Annotated in this window: 12 protein-coding genes; 6 read left to right on the top strand and 6 right to left on the bottom strand. The window is 67.3% G+C overall.

All coding sequences use genetic code 11. The features are described from left to right. From AC1DWT_RS16040 to ald, 5 genes are all read right to left on the bottom strand, one after another. On the bottom strand, window positions 1–424 hold a 424-nt coding region (locus tag AC1DWT_RS16040; RefSeq protein ID WP_477921331.1), incomplete at its 3' end, for a ParA family protein. 183 nt (window positions 425–607) lie between these two features. Continuing rightward, window positions 608–859, bottom strand: a complete 252-nt coding sequence (locus tag AC1DWT_RS16035) for a hypothetical protein (protein WP_241031402.1) — start codon at window positions 857–859, stop codon at window positions 608–610. A 729-nt stretch (window positions 860–1,588) separates the two neighbouring features. Beyond that, entirely contained in the window at window positions 1,589–2,194 is a 606-nt protein-coding gene (locus AC1DWT_RS16030; RefSeq protein ID WP_095865359.1) for a dihydrofolate reductase family protein, read from the bottom strand. A gap of 312 nt (window positions 2,195–2,506) precedes the next feature. After that, the gene (gene pdxR / locus AC1DWT_RS16025; RefSeq protein WP_206014045.1) at window positions 2,507–3,976 is read right to left on the bottom strand and encodes a MocR-like pyridoxine biosynthesis transcription factor PdxR; all 1,470 of its coding nucleotides are present in this window, start codon (window positions 3,974–3,976) and stop codon (window positions 2,507–2,509) included. A gap of 103 nt (window positions 3,977–4,079) precedes the next feature. Then, complete coding sequence (gene ald, locus AC1DWT_RS16020) at window positions 4,080–5,201, bottom strand: alanine dehydrogenase (protein WP_206014044.1); 1,122 nt, start codon at window positions 5,199–5,201, stop codon at window positions 4,080–4,082. A gap of 218 nt (window positions 5,202–5,419) precedes the next feature. On the opposite strand from ald, the gene AC1DWT_RS16015 reads away from it, so the two are divergent. From AC1DWT_RS16015 to AC1DWT_RS16005, 3 genes are read left to right on the top strand one after another with little or no spacing between them, the layout of a single operon-like run. After that, on the top strand, window positions 5,420–6,718 hold the full coding sequence (locus AC1DWT_RS16015) for an aspartate aminotransferase family protein (protein ID WP_477921328.1): 1,299 nt from the start codon (window positions 5,420–5,422) through the stop codon (window positions 6,716–6,718). Beyond that, window positions 6,715–7,791: a phosphotransacetylase gene (locus AC1DWT_RS16010; RefSeq protein ID WP_241031401.1), complete on the top strand. Its 1,077-nt coding sequence runs from the start codon at window positions 6,715–6,717 to the stop codon at window positions 7,789–7,791. The genes AC1DWT_RS16015 and AC1DWT_RS16010 overlap by 4 nt, the downstream gene beginning before the upstream one ends. A 50-nt stretch (window positions 7,792–7,841) precedes the next feature. Beyond that, window positions 7,842–8,573 carry a sulfite exporter TauE/SafE family protein gene (locus AC1DWT_RS16005; RefSeq protein ID WP_072944983.1) on the top strand — a complete coding sequence of 244 codons (732 nt, stop codon included), beginning with the start codon at window positions 7,842–7,844 and terminating at the stop codon, window positions 8,571–8,573. A gap of 7 nt (window positions 8,574–8,580) precedes the next feature. On the opposite strand, the gene AC1DWT_RS16000 is transcribed toward AC1DWT_RS16005, so the two are convergent. Beyond that, window positions 8,581–9,486 carry a LysR family transcriptional regulator gene (locus tag AC1DWT_RS16000; RefSeq protein ID WP_206014043.1) on the bottom strand — a complete coding sequence of 302 codons (906 nt, stop codon included), beginning with the start codon at window positions 9,484–9,486 and terminating at the stop codon, window positions 8,581–8,583. A 101-nt stretch (window positions 9,487–9,587) separates the two neighbouring features. On the opposite strand from AC1DWT_RS16000, the gene AC1DWT_RS15995 reads away from it, so the two are divergent. From AC1DWT_RS15995 to AC1DWT_RS15985, 3 genes are all read left to right on the top strand, one after another. Next, the gene (locus tag AC1DWT_RS15995; RefSeq protein ID WP_206014042.1) at window positions 9,588–10,643 is read left to right on the top strand and encodes a YeiH family protein; all 1,056 of its coding nucleotides are present in this window, start codon (window positions 9,588–9,590) and stop codon (window positions 10,641–10,643) included. 197 nt (window positions 10,644–10,840) lie between these two features. Beyond that, window positions 10,841–11,803, top strand: a complete 963-nt coding sequence (locus AC1DWT_RS15990) for an MBL fold metallo-hydrolase (protein ID WP_206014041.1) — start codon at window positions 10,841–10,843, stop codon at window positions 11,801–11,803. Window positions 11,804–11,839: 36 nt separating this feature from the next. Next, window positions 11,840–13,504: an FAD-dependent monooxygenase gene (locus AC1DWT_RS15985; RefSeq protein WP_206014040.1), complete on the top strand. Its 1,665-nt coding sequence runs from the start codon at window positions 11,840–11,842 to the stop codon at window positions 13,502–13,504. Window positions 13,505–13,512: the final 8 nt, after the last annotated feature.

The following is a 13,512-nucleotide window of genomic DNA, read 5'->3' as shown; positions in this document are numbered from 1 at the left end:
CGTCGGTGCAGGCGACGAGTGCGCTGATGGTCAGGTGGTCGAAGTCTCCGGGGCAGTCGAGGAGGTTGAAGTCGACATCGGGGGCGCCGGCGAGGGCCTTGCGCAGGACGCCGTGCGCACCGGGCTTCTTGAGGAAGTAGGGCCCGACGGAATCGAGTTCCTTGGTGGCAGGAACGAGGTGAATCCCGGAGGCGGTGATGGTGGTGGCATCCTCGATGCTCGCCACCATCATCAGCACCGACAGGACATCGTTGTCGACGGCCTCGGGCGTGGCACCGAGCCAGGTGGTGGCGTTGCATTGCGGGTCGAGGTCGACAACACGGACGGTGTAGCCGGCTTCGACGAGGGCCTGGGCGAGGTTGACGGTGCTCGTGGTTTTGGTGGAACCACCTTTGTGGTTGACCACCGCGATGGTGCGGGTCATGGGCCTGTCCCTTCGTGCAATAAATAGTGCCGTAACGTGCACTGATCCGTCGGGGGCGTTCAGTGTCGCGTTGACGTTTCTCGTTCCGGCGGAGTCCTGCGATCATCGCTGACGGCGGACGATCTACTGTCACTATCGCGACGAGCACACAGGTCGCCACACACTGCCCAGACCGCTGATCCGTCACGGTCCCGATCTGCAGGATTCCGCGGATCGTTGTGTCGCGGTCTGCCTCTCCTGAATCGATGCCATCAGCTCGGTCAGGCCGGTGTCGGCCGCGATAAGCGCCGTGATGTAGTCGTTCGCGGTCATGCCATGCGCCTTCGCGGCGCTGGCAGCTGCTTCCTTGAGCTCCGGTGGCACCAGCGCCTTGACCACAGCACGGGTTCCCTTACTGGGCCGCCCCCGGCGGCGGGAAGCAACGATCTCGGCCATACCCGCAATTCTGGGACCAGAAAGTCGAACGACCTAACCGCCACACCGCACCCCCCCCCAGAATTTCTCGCGGCCGGGCATCGCGTGCAGTGCCCGAGAACTCGACAACAGGAAATACTCACCGCGGCGGATCACGTTGACCTACCGGCTTCCCGGAAGGCGGTGCGGGAAGCGGAATTCTCGTCACCAACCGCGCGCATAAACCGGAAGTAAGCCGCCAAGGGGGCTGTGAGAGTGCTCCGGAACAGCGTCTTGCAGGTTCCACGTTTCGGTGTCGGTTTCCACATTTCGTGTCGGTAGGACACCCGAACCAGGCACGTTTTCGCAGGTCAAAGACTGGATGGCAGAGCGGCTCCTGTACTGGCGCATGAGGAATCCGACGCACCGGACTGAGCAACCGACACGAAGCGCCGGAACCTACACGTCTGAGGCATTGCCAAAGCGCCTGGGCAAGTGCGGGTTCCTTGCTATCACGTTGAAGTCGACAGTCAGGACTACCGAGCGTTTTCGGGTGAAGGGTACGTCGCTGTACGCCCTGCCCGCCTCATCAATATGGAAGGAACACCGCCGGGCTGCGTTGCCACATTGTTCAGTCCGCTGGTCAGCGGGTCCCAACCTTCTCGGCATTGCGGAGAAGGACGGAGTCGGAGCGTGCGATCACCTACCCTTGTCGAGTGGACTCATAGCTCGGCCAAGGCCAGGTGTTCGTACGAAGCGGACGGGGCGACGTCACGCAGGGGCGCCGAGCGGCGGGTGCTCGAGCACGCGTGGCTTGTACTCGACCAGCTGGATGCGGCCGTCGAAGGTCCGGTGCTCGATCATCTCGAGGGCGACGTCCGGGTAGCCCTCGTAGATGCGTTCTGCGCCCGTAGCCCCGGTGATCACCGGGAACATCACGACTCGGAAGCGGTCGACGAGTCCGGCCCGTAGCAGGGACCGGCACAGGCTGAGGCTGCCGATCGTGCTGAGGAGCCCCGAGCCATTCGACTTCATGGCGCGGACCGTCTCGACGGCGTCGTCGCGGACGAGCGTGGAGTTTGCCCACGTCAGTGGCTCCTCCAGCGAGGAGGAGAACACCACCTTGGACGCTTGCGTGAGCTCGTCGACGGACGCCTCTTCTTCGGCCCTGAACTCATCTTGGCCATTCGGGACCTCGCCGGCGGCGAAGCCTGACATCAGGCGGTAGGTGTTCGCTCCCATGAGGTAGGTGACCTCGGGCTGCTCGCCGAGCCAAGCGAGGTACTCCGGGCCCTCGAGGCCCCAGAACCCGGGCCAGCCCTCTCCCGATGCGTTGCCGTCGAGGGAGGTGATGAAGTCGACGAGAAGTTCTGACATGGCGGTGTCCTTTCCTCGGGTGTTACGAGTTTGGACCGGCCGCGGGCGACGAACTCATCGGATCCGTTCGGTTGTTTCGATGATAGGTCGGCCATGGATCAGAAACCGTCGAATGGGATACACCCAAAACAGCGCACAACTATCCAGAGCAGATCGTCTGATGTCCCGTTTGTCGCCCCGATTCGGGATTCGTCACCGGACGGAGCTATCGGGACCTCTGCGGCGCAGCTCGTTCCGGCAACGGCCGACTTTCGGGACGTGCCGGCCATCGTTAGTCAAATGGTGCGGCCGGGCCGCGGGTGTTGTCGGGGTCTACCTGCCAAAGCGGAAACTCGCCTGGCACGCCTGGCCGAGGAGGGCGATGCCTTCCTCGATGGAGCGCAGGGGAATCGCCCCGTAGCCGATGCGAAAGTGGTTGCGGGGCGGTACCGGCTGGGTGAAGAAGATGTCGCCCCGTTCGATGAGGACGCCGCGGGCCTCGGCCTCCCGCGCGAGCACCCGGCAGTCGAGATTCTCCGGACCGGTCATCCACAGGCTGACCCCGCCGGGCGGGTACGGCTCCTGCGGCCAGGGGAGATACTTGTCGACGGCCGCGCACAGGCGTTCCCATTTGTGTTTCATCTGGGTGCGGTGATGGCGCAGCGCGCGGTGATACTCGCCGCTGTCGATGAGCATCGCCAGGGCCCGCTGCTGATGACCGGGTGGGTGCCGCAGCACGTACCGGCGGGCTTTGCGCAGCTCACGCACCAGATCCGCGGGTCCGACGAGGTAGCCGAGGCGCAGACCCGGGGCCAGGAATTTCGAGAATGTGCCCAGGTACACGGCATCGCCGCTGGAGTCGAGGGCCTTGAGCGCCGGGCTGGGACTGCCGTGATAGCGGAACTCGCTGTCGTAGTCGTCCTCGACGATCACGGTGCCGGATTCCGCGGCCAGCTGCAGCAGACGCTGCCGCCGGTCGATGCCGAGCGTCACGTTGGTCGGATGGTGATGGCTCGGCGTCAGATACATCAGGTCCGTGCCGCGCAGCGTCTCCGGCGGGCGCAGGCCGTGCGCATCGACGTCGATGCCGTACACCTGAGCGCCGGTGCGCAGGAAGATGTGTCGCGCGTCGAGGTAGCCGGGGTTCTCGATCGCGACGCGGTGTTCGGGTCCGAGGAGAACGCGGCCGACGAGATCCAGCCCCTGCTGGGAACCGACGGTGACGAGAACCTCGTCGGCACCGGCCTCGATACCGCGCGACGGCAGCAGGTGCTGGCGGATCATGTCGATCAACATCGGATCGTCCGCGCCGACGCTGTCCTGCAGGCTGGCGTAGGCATGCGGCTGGTACAGCGCGTCGCGCAGGCAGCGGACCCACGCGCGGGCCGGGAAGCTGCGGATGTCGATCTGCCCGGCCAGGAACGGATACGGGTAGCTGTGCCAGTCGAGGTTCTTCTCGATGTGCGGAACGTCGGCGTCGGGGTACCGCCGGATACGGGACGACCAGTCGATGCGCGGAATGGTGGCGCGGGCGTCGGATGCGAGCGTCTCGATCATGTCGGGATTGACGAACATGCCCGAGCGCTGGTGGCTTTGAACGAGCCCCTCGGCGATCAGTTCCTGATAGGCCAGGTTGATCGTGTTCCGGGAGATCGCGAGATCGACCGCCAGTTCCCGTGAACTGGGGAGGCGGTGGCGTGGATCGAACAGTCCGTTGGCGATGCCGTGTTCGATCGCCCGTCGAACCTGCCGGTAGAGCGGTTCGGCGGAATTGCGGTCGATCTCGATCAGTGTTCTCGGCACGCATCGCCTCCTGTGGATCCAAGAGTGGCCAGGTGTAGGCCGACCCGGCACGCCGAGAAGTTCCCGAACGAGCACTTCTCAGTATGCCGGGCCGGCGGCGAAATCAAACCAGGTTGAGCGCGTCGTCGACGCCGACCGACTCGATCCCGAGTGCGGCACCGACGGCATCGTTGGTGAGGCGTCCGGAGATCGTGCTGACGCCGGCGCGGAGTGCGGCGTTCTCCCGGGCCGCGCGGGCCAGGCCCTTCTCCGCGATCTGCAGCGTGTACGGCAGGGTCACGTTGGTGAGCGCGTACGTGGACGTGTGGGGCACCGCTCCCGGCATGTTCGCCACGCAGTAGAACACCGAGTCGTGGACCTTGAACGTGGGGTCCGCGTGGGTGGTGGGCCGCGAGTCCTCGAAGCAACCACCCTGGTCGATCGCGATGTCGACGAGGACGCTGCCCGGCTTCATCCGTGAAACCAGCGAGTTCGAGATGATCTTCGGTGCCTTGGCGCCCGGGACCAGCACGGCGCCGATGACGAGGTCGGCCTGCATGACCTCTTGCTCGATGGAGTAGGCGTTGGCGGCGAGGGTCCGGATCCGCCCCTGGTACATGCGGTCGGCCGCGCGCAGCTTGTCGACGTTCTTGTCGAACAGGACGACGTCGGCCCAGGTGCCTGCGGCGACGGCGACGGCGTTCATGCCCGATACGCCGGCACCGATCACGACGACCCGCGCCGGGGACACACCGGACACGCCGCCGATCAGCACACCCCGGCCACCCTCCGGGCGCATGAGTGCCTGCGCACCGACGAGGGGAGCGAGCCTGCCGGCGACCTCACTCATCGGGAACAGCAGCGGCAGCGAACCGTCCGGAAGCTGAACCGTCTCGTACGCAACCGAATTCGTGCCGGCGGCGAGCAGGGCCCGGGTGCACTCCTCACCCGCGGCGAGGTGCAGGTAGGTGAACAGCGTGAGGTCCGAACGCATCCGGTGGTATTCCTCCGCGATCGGCTCCTTGACCTTCAGCAGGAGTTCCGCGCTCTGCCACACGGCGTCGGCGCTGTCGAGGATCTTCGCGCCGGCCGCGCCGTAGGCGTCGTCGCCGATCGACGAGCCCTCCCCCGCACCGCGTTCCACGAACACGTCGTGCCCGTGGGCAACCAGCTCGTGGACACCGGCGGGAGTGGCCGCCACCCGGTACTCGTGGTTCTTGACTTCCTTGGGGATACCGATCCTCATCTGAGACCTCCGTTAGCTGGGGCTGTTCCGCTCCGACCACATGCCGTGGTCCCCGAGCGATACCGAAGTCTGGATCACTCTGGCATGGGACCAGAAGGACCAGTTGGGGACCGTCTACGGGGACCAGTCTGGACCCATCGAATACCGCTGTTCTGGTTCTGACCTGCGGTCCGCCTCGGCGGTATGTTGTGGATCACAGCCATTCGACAACGAAGGAGATGGTCGTGGACGTCACCGAATTGCGAGCACGGGCCCGTCGGCACCTCGGACCTCATTTCACCCGCAAGGACACCTGGGAAAGCGACTTTCCGGTGTTCGTTCGGGGTGAGGGTAGCTATCTGATCGACACCGAGGGAGACCGTTTCCTCGACGGTCTGGCTGGTCTGTTCTGCGTGAACATCGGTCACGGCCGCGACGACATCGCGAAGGCGGCGAGCGAGCAGATCGGGACGCTGGCGTACGCGTCCAACTGGGGCAGCGCCCACATTCCCGCGATCGAGGCGTCCGCGCTGATCGCCGATCTGGCGCCCGGTGACCTCGGAACGACGTTCTTCGTCAACTCGGGTTCCGAGGCCGTGGAGACGGCCGTCAAGTTCGCCCGGCAGTACCACCGCAGCCAGGGCAACCCGCAGCGAACCAAGATCATCAGCCGTGAGATGGCCTACCACGGAACCACTCTCGGCGCCCTCTCGGTGACGCAGCTGCCCAAGATCAAGGATCCGTTCGGCCCGCTGCTGCCCGGCGTCCGCTCCGTACCCAACACGCTCGGCTACCTCGGCGACTGCGGCCCGGCGAACGAACTCGACTGCATCGCCGCGATCGAAGCCGTCATCGAGGAAGAGGGCGCCGAGACCATCGCCGCCGTCTTCGCCGAGCCGGTCCAGAACGGCCGCGGCGCGCTGGTCCCGCCGGACGGATACTGGGCGGCGCTGCGCGCACTGTGCGACAAGCACGGGATCCTGCTGGTCTCCGACGAGGTGATCTGCTCATTCGGCCGCCTCGGGCACTGGTTCGGACACGGACTCACCGGTGTGGTGCCGGACATGATCACGTTCGCGAAGGGCTCCACGTCCGGATACGCCCCGCTCGGCGGTCTGATCGTGCGTGAGCAGCTGGTGCGCGAACTCTACGACTCGCCCAAGGGCGGCGTGTTCACCCACGGCGCGACGTGGGGCGGGCACCCGGTGTCGACGGCGGTCGCGGTCGCGAACATCACCGCCATGCGCGACGAGAACGTGCTCGGCAACGTCAGCGCACGCGGCCCGAAGCTGAAGACGGCACTCGATTCGCTGATGCGCTCGCACCGCTGCGTGAAGGACGTCCGCGGCACCGGATTCTTCTACGCGATCGAACTGATGGCGGACAGCGACAGCGGCCGCGAGTTCACCGAGCAGGAGTCGCTGACGGTGCTGCGCAAGGTGCTGCCGGAGGCGTTCGCCCGCACCAAGGTGATCCTGCGCGGCGACGACCGCGGTGCCACGATGCTGATGATCTCCCCGCCGCTCGTCGCGTCGTGATCGACGACCGCCACCCCTCTTCGTATCGACGGGAGAGCGAGGCCATGGCCCCGGGCGCCACCACTGCACCACCCACCGACATTGCACGACTGAATGATTCGTCTCTGATCGACCACTGGACCGCCACCCTGAGCGGCCGGAACCGGACCGTCGCCCTCGCGGACGGAGAGGACGGACGCGCGATCCGTGCGGCCCACCATCTGCACCACAAATGCGTCGTCGCCCCGCGCCTGTTCGGGCGGCGGGACGTCATCCGGCGCACCGCCGAGGCCGCGGGCATTCCGCTGGCCGAGGAACTCGTCGTCGACCTGGACGAGGCCGCCGCCGACCCCGCGATCCGCGACGCCGTCGCATCGGGATTCGCGAAGTATCCCGACCGGATCGAGTCGGCGCTGTCGGACCCGGTGTGCCTGGCCGCGGCGGCGGTGCGCGCCGGGGTGGTCGATGCCGGAGTCGCGGGTGCGAGCAGACCGACGTCCGACGTCCTGCGTGCCGGACTGCGCATCGTCGGACTCGCACCGGGTTCGAGCACCCTGTCCAGTGCGATCCTGATGTTGCTGCCGGACGGCAGGCAGCTGACGTTCTCCGACTGCGCCGTCGTCCCCGACCCGACGGTCGAGGAACTGGTCGACATCGCGCTCGCCGCCAGCGCCACCCACTTCCAGCTCACCGAGCAGACCCCGATCGCGGCGATGCTGTCGTTCAGCACCCAGGGCAGCGCCAGCCATCCGCGCGTGGAGAAGGTCCGCGAGGCCGCGGAACGGGTGCGCGTCCGGGACCCGCAGTTGCACGTCGACGGAGACCTCCAGTTCGATGCCGCGCTGGTCGCCGAGATCGGCGCGTCCAAGGCGCCCGGGTCCCGGGTCGCCGGCCGCGCGAACGTCCTGGTGTTCCCGAACCTCGACGCCGGCAACATCGGGTACAAAATTGCCCAGCGGCTCGGCGGTGCAATAGCCTTGGGGCCCATCCTGCAAGGATTGGCCGCGCCGTGGAACGACCTGTCCCGCGGATGCACCGGCAGCGACATCGAATTGATGGCGCTGGTGAGCGCAGTCCAATCCCTCGCCATCTGAGCGGCGGACCAGGCACGGGACCGTGCCACCGGATCGAGAAGGGAGTCGCGATGACGATGCTCCTCGTGGGTGCCCTGTGCATCGGCATCGCCTCCGTCATCGGAGGGGCCACCGGGTTCGGGACGGCCCTGATCGCGACGCCGGTGATGCTGATGATCGGATTCGCCGTTCCCGAAGTGGTATTCGTCAATCTCGTCGCCGGGCTGATCACCCGCATCGGCGCGGCGTATCACCTGCGCGAACACATCAGCTGGGGACGAGTGGCACTGCTCGGTGGGGGCAGTCTGCCCGGCGCCTGGCTGGGTGCGGTCACCCTCGGGTTGGTGCCGGAACAGTATCTGAAGCCGGCGGCGGGAGTCGTGGTCATGCTGTGCGGGGTCGCGATGGCACTCCCGACCCGGACCCAAACCACCCGGACCCCCTCCACCACCGCACATGTCCTCACCGGCTCCGTGGGCGGCTATCTGGGCACCACGACCTCCCTCAACGGACCGCCCCCGGTGTTGTTGCTGATGCGTGCGCGGCTGCCACCGCTGGCGTTCATCGCCGATCTCGCAGGCTATTTCATCGTCGCCAACGTGATGGCGCTCGGTGTCCTGTGGTTCCACGACGAGATCACGGAGTCGATGTTCTGGCCGCGTCTCCCGATCTTCGTGACGGCGGCGGTGATCGGCAATGTCGCCGGACTGGCGATCGCCAGGCGACTGCCGCCGGGCGTGTTTCGGTCCGCCGTCATCGTGCTGGTGATCGCGGCCGGCGCGGCAACGTTCCTGCTCGGCTGAGCGCCGGTCAGTTCTCCGCCCCGACCCGGCGGACCAGGCGCACCAGTTCGCCTGCGGGACCGTCGAGCTGACGCGCGCCCCGCCACACGGCCCGCAGAACCCGGTCGAGTTCGAGGCCCTCGACGTCGATCACCTTCAGCTCCCCGGCGGCGACCTGCTCGGCGACCGCGAGGGTACTCATCACCGCCGGTCCGACCCCGGCCAGCACGCTGGTACGAATCGCGGCGGCGCTGCCCAGTTCGAGAAGCGGTGCGGCCCGTTCGTATTCCTGCAACGCCACGTCGAGGGTGGTCCGGGTGCCCGATCCCGGTTCCCGGACCAGGAGCGGTGTCACCGCCAACTCGCTGACGGACAGTGCTTTTCGCCGCCGTGCCCACGGATGGGTGGGGTGAACGACGACGACCAGCCGGTCGCGTGCCACCGTGAGACTCTTCAACGGACGCGGCACCGTCGGCGACTCGACGAACCCGACGTCGCAGATCCTGTTGTTGATGCGCTCGAACACCTGAGTCGAGTTGTGCACCTGCAGGTGAATGGTGACGTCGGAGTGCAACCGGCGGAACTGTCCCAGCCACCCCGGCATCAGATGTTCCGCCACCGTCATGCTGGCGCCCACCGTCAACTCGGCCGAGCGTTCCGCGCGCAGCCCCTCGGCCACATCGAGCAGCCTGCACGCATCGGACAGCACCCGGCGCGCCCAGTGCGCGATCACCGTGCCCTGTGGCGTCAGTATCGAACCCGTCGGGCTGCGCTGCAGCAGGGTCATGCCGAACTGGCGCTCGAGTTGCTTGATGGCGCGACTCGCATTCGGCTGCGCCATGCCCGCGAGTCTGGCGGCAGCGCTGAGGCTTCCGTGGTCGTCGACTCCGACGAGCAACTCGAGCACCGGAAACTCCGGCCATTTGCGGGACATGCACCGAGTATATGACCCTGCCACAAGACATATCTGATTGATATGTGTTCATGCCGAAATGACGGCTATCGCAAAGTGCCGCAGTGACGGACCGTAGGAGCATGAGCACCGAACTGAGCGAATCGAAGCCCGAGGAACAGCGCGTCGAGAGCACGGGAACGCTGCCGCGGCTGCAGACCGCCACGGCGACTGTCCTCCCGGGCCTGGCGCTGTGCGCCGCCGCCACCGCTCTCGCGATGGGCATCGGCCGGTTCCTGCCGACGGTGAGCCCGCTGTTGATCGCCATCGTGCTCGGCGCCGTACTGTCGAACGTCACGCGACTGCCCGAGCGTCTTCGCCCGGGACTGCAGTTCTCCGCCAAGAAACTGCTCCGGGTCGGCATCGCCCTCCTCGGGCTGCAGTTGATGTTGAGCGACATCCTCGGACTCGGCTGGGGCGTCATCGTCGTGGTCGTCTCGATCGTCTGCCTGGGCATCGTCGGCACCATGTTCGCGGGCAAACTGCTCGGCCTCAGCTGGACGCAACGACTGCTCATCGCCTGCGGATTCTCGATCTGCGGTGCGGCCGCGGTCGCGGCGGTGGACGGGGTGGTGGACGCCGACGAGGAAGAGGTGATCACCGCCGTCGCGCTCGTCGTCATCTTCGGCACCCTCATGATCCCCGCGATCCCCCTGCTGTCGCGGGCGCTCGGGCTCTCGGACACCGACGCCGGCCTGTGGGCGGGCGGGTCGATCCACGAGGTCGCGCAGGTCGTCGCGGCCGGCGGAGCGATCGGCGGTGCCGCCCTCGGCGTCGCCGCGGTGGTCAAGCTGGCCCGCGTCCTCATGCTCGCACCGGTCATGGCCGTGCTCAGCGTGCGGCAGCGCTCCCTCGCCGGTAACGACGCCGACGTGAAGCGCCCGCCGCTCGTCCCGCTGTTCGTCGTCGCGTTCCTCGCCTGCGTCGGCCTCCGGTCGTCCGGCCTGCTGCCCGCGGGTCTGCTCGCCGACGCCAAGATCCTGCAGACCGCGCTCCTCACCGCCGCGATGTTCGCCCTCGGCGCCGGCGTCCAGATCGCCACCATCAAGAAGGTCGGCGCCCGCCCCTTCGTCCTCGCCACGATCTCCACCGTCTGGGTGGCCTCGATCGCGCTGGTGGGCGTGCTGCTCGCGGGGTGAGCACGTCCCCACCGCCTCCCCTTCCGCGACGAACGGGACGCTCGTTGCATCTGACGCCACGAGCGTCCCGTTCGTCGCGGCGGGGTGGGGTAGGGCGGAGAAATCCCGGACAAATTTTGATCAAGGCTTTCATTATTTTGTGAGCCGGGTTACTGTGGTCACCATCAATCAAACCTTTGATTAGTTAGGTGCATCGCATGAGCCCGACAAGCTTCGCGTCCTCGGCCGACCTCGGCGAGAAGGAACAGACCCTGGAAGTTCTCGCCGAAGGCGTGTACGCGCTGACCGCCGAGGGTGATCCCAACATCGGCGCCATCGAGGGCGAAGACTTCGTCGTCTGCTTCGAGGCGCTCGCCACCCCCGTGGCCGCTCAGGACTGGCTGCGCAAGCTGCGCGAGCACACCGACAAGCCCATCCGCTACCTGGTGCTCTCGCATTACCACGCCGTCCGCGTGCTCGGTGCGTCCGCGTTCGACGCCGAGACCATCGTGTCGCACGAGACCACCCGCGCCCTCATCGAGGAGCGTGGAAAGGAAGACTGGGCAAGCGAATTCGGTCGGATGCCGCGCCTCGCGAAGGCCGCCGACTCGGTGCCCGGACTGACGTGGCCCACCCTGACGTTCGCCGACAAGCTGACCATCGACCTCGGCGGCGGGCGTGGCGACCTGGTGCTCCAGCACTTCGGCCGCGGGCACACCGAAGGTGACATCACCGCGTGGCTGCCGAAGCAGAAGATCCTCTTCGCCGGCGACCTCGTGGAGGCGCAGGCCGCGCTCTACACCGGCGACGCCTTCCACCGCGACTGGTCGACCGGCACCCTCGACCGGATCAAGGCGCTGGGCGCCGAGGTCCTCATCGGCGGACGCGGCGCCGTCTCCCACGGCCGGGAGGCCGTCGACGCCGCGATCGAGCAGACCCGCCACTTCATCGAGGTCATGCTCGCGGAGGTCGGGGCGGTGCAGCAGCGCGGCGGCACCCTGAAGGAAGCGTTCGAAGCCACCCACGCCGCACTGAACGAGCAGTACGGGCACTGGCCGATCTTCGAACACTGCCTCCCGTTCGACGTCTCCCGCGTGTGGGACGAACTCTCCGGCATCGAACGGCCCGTCATCTGGACCGCCGAGCGCGACCGCGAGGTCTGGGACCAGTTGCAGGGCTGAAATCCGTCACCGTTTCACACTGACAAGGCGAGGATCATGGGAAGACGACACACCCGAGGCGGCACCGTCACCGTCGTCGGCAACGGCCCGGTGGGGCAGACGACGGCGTTGCTGCTGGCCCGCTGGGGCATACCGGTCACGCTGCTCGACGCCCGGGCCGAACGCGATCCGATCGGGTCGAAGGCCATCTGCCAGCAGCGGGACGTCCTCGAGGTGTGGGACGCGATCGGCGTCGGCCGTCAACTGGCCGACGAGGGGGTGACGTGGGGGTGCGCCCGCACGTTCCACCGCGACCACGAACTGTTCGCGCAGACGTTCGTCGACCGCGGCATCTCGTCGTTCCCGCCGTTCGTCAACATCTCGCAGGCCCGCACGGAGGAACTACTCGACGAGCGGATCGCGGCTACACCGTCGATCGACGTCCGGTGGGGGCACGAGGCCACGTCCGTCGACCAGGACGAGACCGGCGTGACCATCACGTGCCGCACCGACGACGGTGACCGGGTGATCGAGTCCGACTACGCCGTGGTCGCGGTGGGGTCGCGGGGCAGCACGATCCGGCAGCAGCTGGGGGTCACGTTCGACGGCCGCTCGTTCGACGACAAATTCCTCATCTGCGACATCGCCGCCGACATCCCCGGCTGGGCCGACGAGCGCCGCTTCTACTTCGACCCGGAGTGGAACCCGGGCAGGCAGGTGCTCATCCACCCCTGCCCCGATTCCACGTTCCGCATCGACTGGCAGGTGCCCGGCGACTACGACCTCGAGGCCGAGGAGCGGTCGGGGGCGCTGGACGAGCGGATCCGGAAGATCATCGGCGACACCGACTACCGCATCGTGTGGAAATCGGTGTACCGCTTCCACTCCCGGGTCGCGAACCGGATGCGCGTCGACCGGGTGCTGCTCGCCGGCGACGCCGCGCACATCGTGTCCCCGTTCGGCGCCCGCGGTCTGAATTCGGGTGTTGCCGACTCCGAGAATGCCGCCTGGAAGCTGGCGTTCGTCCTGCGCGGCTGGGCGGACGAGTCGCTGCTCGAGACGTATCACACCGAGCGGCACGCGGCGGCGGTCGAGAACATCGCCGTCACGACGGCGACGATGGACTTCCTCGTCCCGCAGTCGGACGAGCAGCACCGGCACCGCCGCGACGTGCTCACCGCGGCGGTCACCGACACGCAGGCGCGGGCGCAGGTCGACAGCGGCCGCCTCGCCGAGCCGTTCTGGTACGTCGAATCACCCTTGACCACAGACGATCCGGGACGAATCTTCGCCGGGCGTCCGGATCGTGGATGCACACCGGCCGCGGCGCCGGGAATCCTCGTGCCCGACACCCCGGTAATGCTGCGCGACGGTGGCGGCACCCGGCTCCGCGACATCGCCAGGAACGGCATCCTGCTGCTGCTCGGTGACGGCGTGGACGCCGACGAGATGCGCACGGCGGCCCTCGGCGCGGTGCACACACCGATCCGTCTGGTCCGGCTGTCGGAGATCGACACCACCGGTGTCCTCACCGCCGCGCTGGACGCGAAACCCGGCGAGGTGTGGGTCATCCGCCCCGACGCCTACGTCGCGGCGGTCACCGACACGGTCGACCGGCTGGTGTCCGCGCTGCACAGGATCACCGAACCCGTCGTCGACGTGATCAGTGCCGGCTCAGCCGTTCCGGATCCAGATCGAGTTTTCGCAACAGCTGCACGTTGAGTGCGACG

The sequence above is a fragment of the Rhodococcus sp. P4_B6 genome, assembly GCF_056402215.1.
The sequence above is the reverse complement of the archived record's forward strand: the minus strand, read 5'-3'. Positions and strand labels throughout refer to the sequence as shown.

What these genes read in the sequence shown, in the direction of transcription:
- AC1DWT_RS15990 (WP_206014041.1), top strand. Translation starts at nt 10,841, where the DNA reads ATGAGCCCGACAAGCTTCGCGTCCTCGGCCGACCTCGGCGAGAAGGAA.
- AC1DWT_RS15995 (WP_206014042.1), top strand. Translation starts at nt 9,588, where the DNA reads ATGAGCACCGAACTGAGCGAATCGAAGCCCGAGGAACAGCGCGTCGAG.
- ald (WP_206014044.1), bottom strand. Translation starts at nt 5,201, where the DNA reads ATGAGGATCGGTATCCCCAAGGAAGTCAAGAACCACGAGTACCGGGTG.
- AC1DWT_RS15985 (WP_206014040.1), top strand. Translation starts at nt 11,840, where the DNA reads ATGGGAAGACGACACACCCGAGGCGGCACCGTCACCGTCGTCGGCAAC.
- AC1DWT_RS16035 (WP_241031402.1), bottom strand. Translation starts at nt 859, where the DNA reads ATGGCCGAGATCGTTGCTTCCCGCCGCCGGGGGCGGCCCAGTAAGGGA.
- AC1DWT_RS16030 (WP_095865359.1), bottom strand. Translation starts at nt 2,194, where the DNA reads ATGTCAGAACTTCTCGTCGACTTCATCACCTCCCTCGACGGCAACGCA.
- AC1DWT_RS16000 (WP_206014043.1), bottom strand. Translation starts at nt 9,486, where the DNA reads ATGTCCCGCAAATGGCCGGAGTTTCCGGTGCTCGAGTTGCTCGTCGGA.
- AC1DWT_RS16015 (WP_477921328.1), top strand. Translation starts at nt 5,420, where the DNA reads ATGGTCGTGGACGTCACCGAATTGCGAGCACGGGCCCGTCGGCACCTC.
- AC1DWT_RS16005 (WP_072944983.1), top strand. Translation starts at nt 7,842, where the DNA reads ATGACGATGCTCCTCGTGGGTGCCCTGTGCATCGGCATCGCCTCCGTC.